This window comes from Pseudarthrobacter sp. S3 (genome assembly GCF_050156905.1).
Classification (GTDB): domain Bacteria; phylum Actinomycetota; class Actinomycetes; order Actinomycetales; family Micrococcaceae; genus Arthrobacter.
Window position 1 is genome coordinate 3,060,673 of record NZ_CP189583.1, and the last position, 13,279, is coordinate 3,073,951.

General features: G+C 66.6%; 11 protein-coding genes. 2 read left to right on the forward strand and 9 right to left on the reverse strand.

The features are described from left to right. The first annotated feature begins 21 nt into the window (after positions 1-21). Positions 22-1,251 (forward strand): class I SAM-dependent methyltransferase, encoded by a 1,230-nt coding sequence (locus ACQCSV_RS14630; RefSeq protein ID WP_354222993.1) that lies wholly within the window; start codon positions 22-24, stop codon positions 1,249-1,251. 27 nt (positions 1,252-1,278) lie between these two features. Here the strand turns inward: ACQCSV_RS14630 and ACQCSV_RS14635 are convergent, their stop codons facing one another. Both ACQCSV_RS14635 and ACQCSV_RS14640 read right to left on the reverse strand, forming a co-directional pair. Beyond that, a complete protein-coding gene (locus ACQCSV_RS14635) occupies positions 1,279-2,097 on the reverse strand; it encodes a shikimate 5-dehydrogenase (protein WP_354222995.1) in 819 nt (272 codons plus the stop codon). A gap of 50 nt (positions 2,098-2,147) precedes the next feature. Then, positions 2,148-3,599 carry a glycoside hydrolase family 3 N-terminal domain-containing protein gene (locus ACQCSV_RS14640; protein WP_354223001.1) on the reverse strand — a complete coding sequence of 484 codons (1,452 nt, stop codon included), beginning with the start codon at positions 3,597-3,599 and terminating at the stop codon, positions 2,148-2,150. A gap of 341 nt (positions 3,600-3,940) precedes the next feature. Here ACQCSV_RS14640 and ACQCSV_RS14645 point away from each other — a divergent pair, with 341 nt between their 5' ends. Further along, positions 3,941-5,092, forward strand: a complete 1,152-nt coding sequence (locus ACQCSV_RS14645; RefSeq protein ID WP_354222997.1) for a glutamate--cysteine ligase — start codon at positions 3,941-3,943, stop codon at positions 5,090-5,092. Between the two features lie 101 nt (positions 5,093-5,193). Here the strand turns inward: ACQCSV_RS14645 and ACQCSV_RS14650 are convergent, their stop codons facing one another. From ACQCSV_RS14650 to alr, 7 genes are all read right to left on the reverse strand, one after another. Continuing rightward, a complete protein-coding gene (locus ACQCSV_RS14650) occupies positions 5,194-6,438 on the reverse strand; it encodes an IS110 family transposase (RefSeq protein ID WP_426938668.1) in 1,245 nt (414 codons plus the stop codon). 205 nt (positions 6,439-6,643) lie between these two features. Then, complete coding sequence (ltrA, locus tag ACQCSV_RS14655) at positions 6,644-8,122, reverse strand: group II intron reverse transcriptase/maturase (RefSeq protein ID WP_426938669.1); 1,479 nt, start codon at positions 8,120-8,122, stop codon at positions 6,644-6,646. Between the two features lie 898 nt (positions 8,123-9,020). Further along, entirely contained in the window at positions 9,021-10,169 is a 1,149-nt protein-coding gene (gene tsaD / locus ACQCSV_RS14660) for a tRNA (adenosine(37)-N6)-threonylcarbamoyltransferase complex transferase subunit TsaD (RefSeq protein ID WP_426938670.1), read from the reverse strand. Beyond that, positions 10,166-10,714: a ribosomal protein S18-alanine N-acetyltransferase gene (rimI, locus tag ACQCSV_RS14665; RefSeq protein WP_426938671.1), complete on the reverse strand. Its 549-nt coding sequence runs from the start codon at positions 10,712-10,714 to the stop codon at positions 10,166-10,168. Before rimI ends, tsaD begins: the two co-directional genes overlap by 4 nt. Before the next feature lie 2 nt (positions 10,715-10,716). After that, positions 10,717-11,388, reverse strand: a complete 672-nt coding sequence (gene tsaB, locus ACQCSV_RS14670) for a tRNA (adenosine(37)-N6)-threonylcarbamoyltransferase complex dimerization subunit type 1 TsaB (RefSeq protein WP_282329416.1) — start codon at positions 11,386-11,388, stop codon at positions 10,717-10,719. Beyond that, positions 11,388-12,005: a tRNA (adenosine(37)-N6)-threonylcarbamoyltransferase complex ATPase subunit type 1 TsaE gene (gene tsaE / locus ACQCSV_RS14675; protein WP_426938672.1), complete on the reverse strand. Its 618-nt coding sequence runs from the start codon at positions 12,003-12,005 to the stop codon at positions 11,388-11,390. Before tsaE ends, tsaB begins: the two co-directional genes overlap by 1 nt. 2 nt (positions 12,006-12,007) lie before the next feature. Continuing rightward, on the reverse strand, positions 12,008-13,246 hold the full coding sequence (gene alr / locus ACQCSV_RS14680) for an alanine racemase (RefSeq protein ID WP_426938673.1): 1,239 nt from the start codon (positions 13,244-13,246) through the stop codon (positions 12,008-12,010). Between the last annotated feature and the right edge of the window lie 33 nt (positions 13,247-13,279).

A 13,279-nucleotide genomic window follows, 5' to 3' on the forward strand; every position in this document is an offset into this window, starting at 1 on the left:
CCCTCCACTAGGCTTGAACCCATGGCTCAAGCACCGCAGGACCAGATCGCCCCACTGCTCACGAGCGAAGGCTGGGAGCTCCTGGCGTCCCTGGGCCCGTACCGCGAGGACAAGGCGTTCGAACTCAACGCGGCCCTACGCAAGGCCGGTCACTCCCCCGCATTGGTCTCCGCCGTCCTCACCCAGTCCCGGCTCCGCACCAAGGCCGAGCTGAAGTTCGGCGAGTTCGCCCGGAGCATGCTCTTCACGCAGGCCGGGCTGGAACAGGCCACGCGTCTCACGGTCGCGGCAAGGCATGCCGAGCGCTTTGCGCAGGCCGGCGTCCGCCATGTGGCTGACCTCGGGTGTGGCCTTGCCGCGGATTCCCTGGCCTTGGCATCAATGGACATCACGGTCACGGCCGTGGAGATGGACGAAACCACCGCCGCCTGCGCCACGGTCAACCTGATCCCCTTCCCCAACGCCACGGTGGTGCATTCGGACGCCACCACCGTCCCTTTGGACGGGGTCGACGGCGTCTGGCTGGATCCCGCACGCCGCGTCACCTCCACGTCGGGTACCAAGCGGATCTGGGATCCTGAGGCATTTTCACCGCCCCTGTCCTTTGTGGAATCGCTCGCGGCCACCGGGCGCGCCGTTGGCGTAAAAATGGGCCCCGGCATGCCGCACGAGTCTGTTCCCGCTGGCTGCGAGGCGCAGTGGATATCGGTGGGCGGCGACGTCACCGAGGTGGCCCTGTGGTTCAACTCCGTGCGCCGGCCCGGAATCCGCCGCGCCGCGCTGCTGCTTGGTGCGCAAGGTGCCGCCGAGCTGACCAGCGCTGACGACTTCGACGGCGGTCCCGCGGCGCCGGTGGGTCCGGCAGAGAGCTACCTGTATGAGCCCGATGGTGCGGTGATCCGTGCCGGCCTGGTGGCCGACGTCGCGCTTCAATTGGGCGGGCACCTGCTGGACGAGCACATCGCCTATATCTGCGCTCCGGAACTGGTGGACACGCCCTTCGCCCGGGCGTACAAGGTCCTGGAAGTGATGCCGTACAACGTCAAGGCGCTCAAGGCCTGGGTGAAGCAGAACGGCATCACGGTGTTGGACATCAAAAAGCGCGGCACATCGGTAACCCCGGAGGAACTGCGCAAGCAGCTGTTCGCCGGCAACAAAGGTGCAGGCAAGAAGGCCGGACAAAAAACAGCCACCCTGGTCCTGACCCGTATTGGGGAGGACCGGGTGGCCATCTCGGTGGAACCGGTCTGAGACCGCGAACGCTCCCGAGACCGGGCCCTACTGGGCGCGCATAAAGTCCTCGGCGGCCCGGACCTGCTCGTCGGTGGGCCGCACGCCGGTATAGAGCACAAACTGCTCGAGCGCCTGGATGGTCGCCACCTCGGCGCCCGTGATCACCTGTCTCCCGGCGGCCCGGGCCGTCTTGATCAACGGCGTCTCGGCCGGCAGCGCCACAACGTCGAACACCACTTTGGCTGCCGCGATGGCATGTTCCGGGAAGGACAAGGAGTCCACTTCCGGACTGCCCGCCATACCAATGGGCGTGACGTTGATGATCAGGTCCGCCGTCCCGCGGTCGAGCGTTGCCCGCCACTGGAACCCGTACTGCTCAGCGAGCGCCCGGCCGGCGTCTTCGTTCCGGGCGATGACCGTGACGTCCGTGAAGCCTGCGTCGCGCAGGGCCGCGACGGTGGCCTTGGCCATGCCGCCGGCACCCTGGACCAGCACCGAGTAATCCGCGGGCACGGCGTTGCCGGCAAGGAGCTGCTCGATGGCGGTGTAGTCGGTGTTGTAGGCCAACAGATGCCCGTCGGTGTTCACGATGGTGTTGACCGAATCGATGGCCTTGGCGGAGGGATCCAACTCATCCACGAGGGCCATCACGTCCTCCTTGTACGGCATGGACACAGCGCAGCCGCGGATGCCCAGGCCCCTGACGCCGGCGATCGCCTGGGCCAGGTCGGTGGGGGCAAAGGCCTTGTAGATCCAGTTCAGGCCCAGCTGGTCGTAGAGGTGGTTGTGGAACCGGGTCCCGTTGTTGCTGGGCCGGGCCGACAGCGAAATACACAAGGTCATGTCTTTATTCAGAATGGGCACCCGACCATTAAACCGCCGTTGAGCGATTCGGCGATGTGTTGCGGGCCAGGTTACGGGCAACCCGTTCCGGCCGGATAGCTTCCGACGGCGGCGGGCAGCTTTCCCGGGGCAGTCGCCTTGCCTGCCAGGACGGCAACCAGTGCGTCGAACGCACCCGGGGTCCGGCCGTACAGCGCAATCTTTACCGGCGCGCTGGAATCCTGCAGCGGCCACGGCGCATCCAGGGCGACGGCGATATCGCCCCCGCCCGGCCGCCCGGCGTAACCGATAAGGCTGACCAGCGGGCCCGCCCCGGTGCCAAGCCCGGCCTTCGCCGCGGCCGCCTCAAACCGTGCCCGGTCCTGCGCTGATCCGCCCGTGATCCGGAGGCTGCCCTGGACGATTGGGATGCCGCAGTGGCCGGACAGAACTGTGACGGCGCCCGCGGAGACCCGCGCCGAGATATCGCCGCCGCTGCCGGGGGCTGCGCTGGCAGGGGCCGAGCCGGCGGACGCCGAGGTGACGCGGCCGCGCCAAATCATCATGGTAGCCACCCGGATGGCTGCTTCGTCCAGGCGCGCCGCGGGCAGGGTTCCGGCCGCCACGGCGCTGACGATGGCCGCATGGGACTGCCCCACGTCCGTGGGCATCAGCAGCAGGTCCGCGCCGGCAGCCAGCGCCGCCGTTGCTGCAGAGCCGCCCGGGTATTGCTTTTGGACTGCCCCCATATTGAGGGCATCGGTCACGGCCACACCCTTAAAACCCATGCCGCGCAACGCAGCGTAGGTGGGGCCGGACAACGACGCCGGGACGCCGGGTTCCAGGGCCGGTAGGGCGATGTGCCCGGTCATGACCATAGGCACACCGGCGGATATGGCTGCCCGGAAGGGCTTCCAGTCCCGAGCCTCGAGCTCTGCGATGCCCGCGGGCTGCACCGGAAGGTCCTGGTGCGAGTCAACCGTCACGGAGCCATGTCCCGGGAAGTGTTTGAGGGCGGGCAGGACGCCGGCCTCCTGCATGCCCTGAGAGAACCCCACGGCCAGCGCTCCCGCTGCGTCCGGGTTGCCGGACATTGACCGGGCACCGATGGTTGGATCTGCGGGCCCCATGGTCACATCCGCAACAGGCGCGAAGTCCACGGTGAAGCCCAGCGACCCGAGCTCCGCGGCCAGGGCGCGGCCTGCATCCTTGGCGAGCGGCACATTTCCGGCGGCTCCGTAGCTCAGGGCTGTTGGCCATTCGGTCAGGGGCGCACCGAGCCGCGCCACGATCCCGCCCTCCTGGTCCACGCCGATGAGCCCGGGCCAGGGCCTGCCGTCAGCTTTTGTGGCCTGGGCCAGCCGGGCGTTGACCGTCGCCATGGCAGCCGGATCCGTCTGGCCGCGGGCGTCGAGCGGGACGTTGTCGCCCATGATGATGGACCCGGCCAGATGGAGGCGTTCAATGGTTGCGGCCTGGGCTTCGGCGTCGGTACCGGCATACAGCGGAATCAGCACCTGACCGGCTTTTTGCTCCACCGACATCGCCATCACGGCGGCAGCGGCGGCATCCTGGTCCCGCTGTTCGGGGCCCCAGCCCAGCGGCAGCAGCCCGGGGTCAGGTGAGGGGGAAGCGGACGGAGGTGCCGTCGTCGGACGCTCTGATCCCGGGGTTGAGGCCGGCGCGGGGCTGGAGGTCGCCGGGGTGGTGGGGGGAACCGCCGTGCAGGCCGTCATCGCGGCCACTGCGGCGGCCACGAAAAAGAGGGTGGATTTGTGAATACACTCACGGCTCCATATGAATAAGGCCATTATGACGATGCTACCCCTGCACTAGACTTGAACGCGGCGCGTGCCCAGTGCTATCCGAACAGTTAGGGGAACGCATGAAGATTGATTTCGCTTCATCGAAGCAATCAACTCTTGGTGTGGAGTGGGAGCTGGCACTGGTGGACGGCGAGACCGGCGAACTGGCATCGGTCGCCAACGAAGTGCTCAGCGGCGTGGTTGCCAAGCACCCCGAACTCAACGAAGACGACGAGCACCCGCACATCAAGCAGGAACTCCTGCTCAACACCGTGGAGCTGGTCACCGGCATCTGCGAAACTGCCGCCGAAGCCAAGGAAGACCTCAACCGGTCCCTGGCCGCCGTCCGCGAAATCACCGACCCCATGGGCGTTGAGGTTTTCTGCGCCGGCAGCCACCCGTTCAGCCCGCCGCAGCTGCAGCCCGTGACGGACAAGGCCCGGTATGCCAAGCTGATCGACCGGACCCAGTGGTGGGGCCGGCAGATGGTCATCTATGGTGTGCACGTCCATGTGGGCCTGGACCGGCGCGAAAAGGCACTCCCCGTGCTGGATGGGCTGGTCAACTACTTCCCGCACTTCCAGGCGCTCTCGGCGTCGAGCCCGTTCTGGGGCGGCGAGGACACCGGCTACGCGTCGCACCGCGCCCTGATGTTCCAGCAGCTCCCGACGGCGGGCCTGCCCTTCCAGTTCCAGTCCTGGGGCGAATACGAGTCCTACGTCCAGGACATGTTCACCACCGGTGTGATCGACACCCTGTCCGAGATCCGCTGGGACATCCGGCCCGTCCCCAACCTCGGCACCATCGAAATGCGCATCTGCGACGGCTTGGCCACCCTGGAGGAAGTGGGCGCGATTGCAGCCCTCACCCAGTGCCTGGTCGATGAATTCTCCACCACTCTGGATAACGGCGGCACTATCCCCACCATGCCGCCGTGGCATATCCAGGAGAACAAGTGGCGTGCCGCCCGCTACGGCATGGAGGCCATCATCATCCTCGACGCCGCCGGCCACGAACAGTTGGTCACCGACCACCTCCTGGAGACCCTGAACCGGCTCGAGCCGGTGGCCGCGAAACTCGGCTGCCCCGACGAACTGGCCGACGTCGAAAAGATCATCCGCCGCGGCGCGGGGTACCAGCGGCAGCGCCGCGTCGCTGAAGAGCACGGCGGCGACCTGCAGGCCGTGGTGCTGGACCTGGTCAAGCAGATGCGGAACGGGCCCACTGGATAACCCCACCCGTTTGCGCTATCAGTTGCGGTCCCTGACATGAAAATTGCGGTGACGTTGTCCCGTTGACTGAATGATCTGGCGGTCGGCGTTTTGAGGCAGGATTATCCGGTGGGTTGCAGGGGCGCGAGGGTCACTTGGTAGCCCAGGGATTCGAGCTGTCCGATCGCGCGGGCCTTGGTCTTGGCAGGTGCTTGCAGCCTGAAGTAGTCGGCTCCGGGGTCTTTGTAGAGTTCCCCGGTGGTGAGCATGTGCCAGGCGGCGGTGAGCATGGCGTGTTCGACCGCGACGAGTGCTTTGGATGGCCCGCGCCGGGCGGCGAGGCGGGAGTATTTCGCGGAGAAGTAGGTGTTCTTCGAGCGTGCTGCCGAGAGCGCGGCGATACCGAGGGCTCCTTTGAGGTAGCGGTTGCCGGGGCGTGTCTTGGTGGACTTGACCCGTCCGGCGGATTCGTTGGATCCCGGAGAGGTGCCGGCCCAGGAGGCCAGGTGTCCCGCGGTGGGGAACACGGTCATGTCGGCGCCGGTTTCGGCGATGAAGATCTCCGCGACGGTGGTGCTGAATCCCGGGATGCTGATCAGGAGTTCCCGGGCGAAACGAAAGGGCGCGATCGCCTCCTCGATCCTTGCGCCCAGGTCCTCGATATCGGCGGTGTGGGCGTCGATCCGGTGCAGATAAAGTTTCGCCATGTAGCGGTGGTGGCTGCCAAACCTGCCGGTGAGCGCGTCGGTGAGCTCCGGGATCTTTGACCGCATCCTGCGCTGGGCAAGGTCTGCCAGGACCGCCGGGTCCTCTTGCCCCTCGATCAGTGCCTGCAGCATCAGCCGTCCCGAGACCCCGGTGATGTCCGAAGCTACCGAGGAGAGCTTGATGCAGGCGTCCTCGAGGAGCTTCTCCAGCCGCTGGATCTCCCGGGTCCGTTCCCGGGTGATGACGGTCCTGGCCCGGGTCAGGTCGCGCAGTTCACGGATCGGCGGCGGGGGCACGAACGAGGCACGGACCAGCCCGTGGGCGCCCAGATCCGCGAGCCAGGCAGCGTCGGAGACATCGGTTTTGCGGCCCGGGACGTTTCTGGCATCACGGGCGTTGACCAGGATGACGTTCAGGCCCTCGTCCTCGAGCAGGTAGTAGAAGGGACGCCAGTAATCACTGGTCGCTTCCATCACCACCAGGCTCACCCGCTCCTTCAGCAGGTGTTCCTTCAGGTCCAGGATCTGTCCGGTCATCGCACCCCACGTGGTGACCGTCGACGCGGTTGCCCTGGCCCCCCGCCCCTGGACACGGATACAGACCTTCGCATCCTTCTTCGAAATATCAATACCCGCACACCGCGGGTGCATCACTTCCATCTCGGATCACCCTTCCCAATCATTCCGGCAGGAATCAAAGTGCATGCGTTCCGGGGAAGGCGGATAAAACAACAAATCTGACATTCGGTTGGGTCGGACCGCAGCGCCCTGCCGGGATTGCTCCCGGTGGGTTTCTGCGGCCCGCCCGCCGAACCCGGCGTGCGCCTCTCAACGCACCGGGCTCTCCACGTGTCGTGACCGTTGGTCAGCCGCTGCTGGCGGCTGCCGGTTTGGTTGTCCAGGGGGTCGCGATGGTGCTGCCGCGGTAGCGGTAGCGGGTCACTGCGACGCTGGATGCGCCGGTGAACACGACCCCCTCATGGGCGATCCGCCATCCCTGGTCACAGAAACGGCGGCGCACCTCCTTCATGCTGACCCGGCTCTTGCCCTTATATTTCGTGCGTATCCAGCTAACGATCCGCCACCAAGCGTGGCTATCGAGTTGCTGGAATACCCGCGAGGACACACCGTGCCGGAAGTAGTTCGCCCATCCCCGCAACATCCGGTTGAGACTGATAATCAACTCTCCCAGACTCATGTGCAGGGTTGACCTACGCGTCTTGTAACGCACCTTGTCCTTGGCCGACTGGACGGCCTTCTTCGAAGGTGTGGTGTAGACGCAGCGTCTCTGTGTTCCTCGTTTCCGTCGGCGATGGATATGGAAACCGAGGAAGTCGAAACCCTCGTCAATGTGGACCACACGGGTCTTCTCCGGAGACAGCCGCAACCCCATCGGGGCTAGCACCTCGGCCACATCCTCCCGCAACTCCTCAGCGTGCCTGCGTTCTCCAGACACCATCACCACGAAGTCGTCCGCATAGCGGACGATCTTCCAGTTGCCGAGGCCATTCCGCTTGCGTTTGGCCCGCTGCTGGTCGGTTCCCATCTGTTCTCGCCGTTGCTCATCAAAGTGCTCGTCCAACGTCGATAACGCGATGTTAGCCAGCAGCGGGGAGAGTATCCCGCCTTGTGGGGTGCCGCTCAGCGTTTCCTCCCGCTGCCCGGAGGTCGTCATGACCCCGGCCTTCAAGAACGCTTTGACCAGCGCCAGGACCCGCTTGTCCTTGATCCGATGCCGTATCCGTTCCATCAACGGCGTGTGCCCGATTTCATCGAAACACGCCTGGATATCGGCTTCCAGCACCCACTCATGCGAGTGACTGGCCAGAAAATGGATCTCGGCAATTGCGTCCTGGGCCCTGCGGTTAGGTCGAAACCCATACGAGCACGGTTTGAAATCCGCCTCGAAAATGGGTTCCAACACCGCCTTCAGGCTCGCCTGGACCACCCGATCCACGACGGTGGGGATACCCAGCTTGCGCAGTTTCCCGCTCGCCTTCGGTATCAGCACCTGCCGCACTTCGACCGGCTCGAACTCGCCTGACTTCAGCAAGGCACGAACGTGGCCCAGGAAGGCCTCCACCCCAATCCGGGACTCGACCCAAGCCACCGTGGCCTGGTCCACCCCCGGAGTCCGTGCCCCGGCGTTGGAGGACACCCGTTCCCACGCGTGCACCAGAAACGCCGGATCATAGACAAGGTTAAACAGGTCACCAAACTGGCGATAGAAATCCTCTTTCGCCCAACGATGCAACTTAATCTGCATGCTTCGTACCGCCCAGAAAGCCGAATCAGCATCCGGCCACTGCACGGCGCCGGTATTCACCGGCGCTTCTTCGAACATTGCAACCTCTCGTTAACTGACACGCTGCCGCCCTTCCCCATGTGCGCGGGCTTTCCCCGGCTCGGAGTACTACGGCGGCTCCGCCCCACCCCTAACCTTCGGCCGGCATCAGGCCTATCCATCCCTCCATCTCCCTGGCCGGGAGTGGGTAATGGAACGGTTACAGATGGTTCCCACGTTCACTGTCGTCCGATTAACGGGTTAGGCACCCGGCTCTACCCCTGCGGCATCGCCACGGCTACGCCGTAGACATTCACCGTGGCCTCCCAGCCGCGAAGAGCAAGCCGGACCAGGAGTCCCCCGCCCGAAATGAGGGGCGGGCGTGCACCGCATACCAGCCCACATCCACCGGATTGGAGCTGGCGTTGCCTGAAGAGGCGTAACGACACCGGTTCCTCTCGTATACCTTCCCGTCTCGCTCACCGGGCCCGGCCCATCCGGCAGTACTGAACCGGCCCGACTTTGTCGAGGCTGCTCCCACCGGTTCTCGGTGATCCCCGAGAACGGCTGCCTCCAGCTTCACTCCACCGCTACGACGGCGAAGCGACGAAGGTCTCCCACCTCCATACGTAACAAACAGCGCCTCGTGGCGCACTGCTCCAAGGCAACAGTCCACGGTCCCGCGGACAACAAAGCTGTGCCCTCCACCACCAAACTAACCCACAGGCTCACCGGCACCATAGACGAATCGGGGTCGACCGAAACACACACATCAAGTCTGTCCCCTGAGCGTCTGCCAGCACCAGATATCCCTGGGAACAGACCTGACACGGCCAAATTTTCCGTCCCCACGGCGGAGCGAAGCGCACCTCAGAAACTAACCCGGCGGTTTAGGGACCACAGCTGATAGAGCAAGTTGGGTGTTCGGCGGGCAGGTGAGGCAGGCAGGTCAGGCAGGTCAGGCGGGGAGTGACACCGCGGTGACCGGCATCGAGGAGTCGGGGGCAAAGCGGATGCCGCTGGGCCCGATCCCGGCCATCACCAGCTGGGCACCGAGGGCCGCCACCATGGCGCCGTTGTCCGTGCACAGCTCCAGCGGCGGCACATGGAGCTTGATTCCGGCGGACGCACAGCGCTGACCGGTGAGTTCCCGCAGCCTGGAGTTGGCTGCCACTCCCCCGCCCAAGAGAACGTCTTTGATGCCATGCTCGCGGCAGGCCAGGACGGCCTTGGACGTGATGACGTCCACCACCGCTTCCTGGAAGGCGGCGGCGACGTCGGCCACCGGCACCTCTTCGCCGCGGGCCTCGAACTGCTCGACGCACCGCGCCACTGCCGTCTTCAGGCCGCTGAAGGACCAGTCGTAGCGGTGTTTTCCCGGCTCCTCGGCGGTGCCCATGTACTTGGGCTGGCTGAGGCCGCGCGGGAACCGGATGGCTTTGGGGTTGCCGGTGCGGGCGAGCTTGTCGATGGCCGGGCCGCCCGGGTAGCCGAGGCCCAGGATGCGGGCCACCTTGTCGTAGGCTTCGCCGGCGGCGTCGTCGATGGTGGAGCCGAGGAGCCGGACGTCGCTGGTGATGCTGTTGATCTTCAGGATCTCGGTGTGCCCGCCGGAGACCAGCAGGGCACCCAGGTTCTCCGGGAGACGGCCGGCCTGACCGAGCCCAACCGCGAGGCTGGCGGGACGGCCGGCCCTGCTGCCGGCGGCAGCACCGCCGTCGGAGTTTACGTCCAGCAGCCCGACGCCGACATGCGCCACCAAATGGTTGATGGCATACAGCGGCTTGCCGGTGGCCACGGCCAACGCCTTCGCGGCGCAGACCCCCACCATCAGGGCGCCTGCCAGCCCGGGGCCGGAGGTGACGGCAATCGCGTCCACGTCCGCCAGGGTCACGTCGGCGTCGGCCAGGGCCTGCCGCAGAGTGGGCACAAAGGCATCAAGGTGTGCGCGGGAGGCGATCTCGGGGATCACGCCGCCGAAGCGGACGTGCTCGTCCATCGAGGAGGACACCGTGTTGGTGAGCAGCGTGGTGCCGCGGACGATGCCCACGCCGGTTTCGTCGCAGGAGGATTCGATGCCCAGCACCAGGGGCTGCGAGCTGTTCATGCCTTGCCTGCTTCTGTTGTGGGATCTGGGGCTGGTGCCGGGTCGGCTGGTGCGGGGGCTGTGCCTTCGGGGACCAGTTGCAGCCGCATGATGAGGGCGTCAACCCCGTCGCGGTAATACCCGCGGCGGACGTGGATCTGCTCGAAGCCGAACCGCACGTACAGCTGCTGCGCCCGGGGATTGTCCGCACGGACCTCCAGGAGGACGTCCGCGGCCCCGCGGAGCCGGGCTTCATCGATCAGCCGGGTCAGGAGCCTTGAGCCAATGCCCCGGCCTTCACATTCAGGCACGACGGCGATGGTCTGGACATCCGCGATCGGCTCGATGCACATCAGGCCGGCGTAGCCCACAATGTCCCCGCCACTTTCCGCCACGAGGTAGCGGCGCGTTTCGTGCTGGGACAGTTCGGACAGGAACATGTGCAACGGCCATGCGTCCGCCGGGAACAGGCGCTGCTCCAGAGCGTCCACTGCGGGCACGTCTTCCAGGGTCATATCCCGGAACACCACGCCGTCGGCGCTGGAACTGTCTGCGCTGGTAGGCATGCTCACAGGGCCCGCTTCCGTGGGCCCGGGACCTGGGCGTCCGACTCGCGGAGGTACAGGGGCGTGGAGTCGAGCAGTTGCTTGCCGGAGGCGAGCCGGGCTAGGGCGAACTGTCCGAGGTAGAGAGCGTCGGGCTGCTCGTTACTGAAACCCGCGTCGGCGCGCAGCACGTCACTGTAGAGTCCGGCGCCGGCGCCGTAGGCCGGGAGGTCCGGGAGGTCGGCGGCGAAGCTGACGTGCGGGCCGTCCTCAAGCTGCGGCAATTGGCCGTCGGCGAGACTGTACCGTGCCCAGTAAACCTCTTTGCGCCGGGCGTCCGTGACCACCAGGAATTCGGCCGCGGCCTCGGTGGACTCTGCCACTTCCAGCGCCACGGCGTCCAGGCTCATCAGCCCGTACAGCGGTTTGTCCCAGACGAAGGCGAGCGTCCTGGCGGTTGCGATCCCCGAGCGCAGTCCGGTGAACGGGCCTGGGCCCACGCCTGTCACGATCGCGTCAATGTCCCGGCCGGTGACGCCGGCGGAGGCAAGCAGGTCCTCGATGCCGGGGGCCAGAACTTCGGCGTGGCTGCGGGTGTCCTCGGTGGAGAAGCTGGCCACAACGCCTTCGAGGGCGTCGTCCGAGACCAGCGCAGCACTGGCCACGGCGGAGGTGTCGATGGCAAGAATAAGCATCAGGGTGTCCCTTCGAAGGCCCCGCCCAGGGCAGGCTTGGTGCTCCAGCGGGGACCGAAGCCGCGCAGCACGATGGTGCGGGGCTCGTCGAGGTCCTCGGTGTCGAAGTCCAGGATTTCGGTGTGGGCGGGGTTGGGTTTCCGTTCCGCCGGATCCGTCTCCCCGTCCGGCCCGACCGGTTCCAGCCCGATCGCCCGGTGCAGGTCCACTTCCAGCCGGCTCTCGCTCAGGTGCTCCACCCGGCCGCGTCCCCACTCCACCACGGTCACGGCCGAGTCCAGCGTGTTTTCCAGGTCAATGTCGTCGATTTCCGACGCCGATCCCAGCCGGTACGCGTCCACGTGCACCAGCTCGGGGCCACCGGGCCGCGGGCCGTCGGGCAGGTTGGGGTGGATACGGACCAGGACAAAAGTGGGCGAAATGATGCCCGCACGCACACCGAGGCCTTCGCCGAGGCCCTGCGTGAAGGTGGTTTTCCCGGCACCCAGCTCGCCAGTCAGTACCACCAGGTCCCCGGCCTGCAGCTCCGCGCCCAATGCGGCGGCGAGCGCGTGGGTCTGGTCCGCCGTTGTGACCCTCAGCGTCTCTTCCCAGTGGGGCATCTCTGCCGTGGCCATGCTCACGGTGTTGCCTGCCCGGCGTCGGAATTTCCCACGGCAGGATGGCCGACGGCGGGACTTTCGTTAATGACCCGGCGTGGCACCCGCGGGCTGATCCGGGTCACGATCTCGTAGTTATTGGTGCCGGCGGCGACCGCCCAGTCGTCCGCCGTGGGACCGCCGTCGTCCCCGTTACCGAACAGCACCGCTTCGGCGCCGAAGAGGTCCGCGCCGGCGGGGCCGATGTTGCCGAGGTCGATGACCATCTGGTCCATGGCGATCCGGCCCACCACGGGGTAGGTCCGGCCGGCCACCCGGACGGGACCGCCGGTGGCAATGCGGGGCACGCCGTCCGCGTAGCCCAGCGGGACCAGCGCCAGGGTGCTGGGGCCGCTGGTGCGGTAGCGCAGGCCGTAGGAAACGCCCTGCCCATCCGGGACCTGCTTGCACTGGGACACCAGGGTGCGCAGCGTCATCGCGGGACGGAGACCCAGTTCGGCGGAGGTCTGGCCTTCAAAAGGCGAGAGGCCGTAGATGCCCAGGCCCACGCGGACCATGTCAAAGTGGGTATCGGGGCGCGTCAGCGTGGCCGGTGTGTTGGCCAGGTGGCGGACTTCGGGGTCCACGCCCGCGTCCTCGGCCACAGCCAGCACCTCGCGGAAGGCCGCCAGCTGATCGTCGGTTTCCGGCCGCTCGGGTTCATCCGCAACAGACAGATGGGAGAAGATGCCCACTACCCGCAGGAGGCCCTGGTCCTGGTACTCCATGGCCTCGCCCAGCAGCTGGTCCCAGGCATCGAGCGCTACGCCGTTCCGGCCCAGGCCCGTGTCCACTTTCAGGTGGATCCGTGCGGGACGTTCCTGGTCACGCGCGGCGGCCACAATCCGGTCCAGTTCCCAGCCGGAGCAGCCGATGTCCACGCCGGCAGCCACCGCTGCCGCGAAGTTGCTTTCCGCCGTGTGCAGCCAGGCCAGCAGGGGGGCTTCGATGCCGGCCGCCCGCAGTGCCAGCGCTTCGGAGATGTGTGCGACGCCCAGCCAGGATGCGCCGGCTTCGAGGGCGGCCCGGGCTACAGGAACCGCGCCGTGTCCGTACGCGTCAGCCTTCACCACGGCCATGACCTTGGCGGGCAAGGCCGCGTCCGCCAGCCGCCGCACGTTGTGGCGGATTGCGTCCAGGTCTATAACGGCGGAGCGCTCGTACCGAGGATCGGGTCCTGAGGCCGCGCGGAAGTCACCTGCTGTTACGGGATAAGTCACGCTAGTGATTCTAGTGCGGGCGCTCAGGGCGGG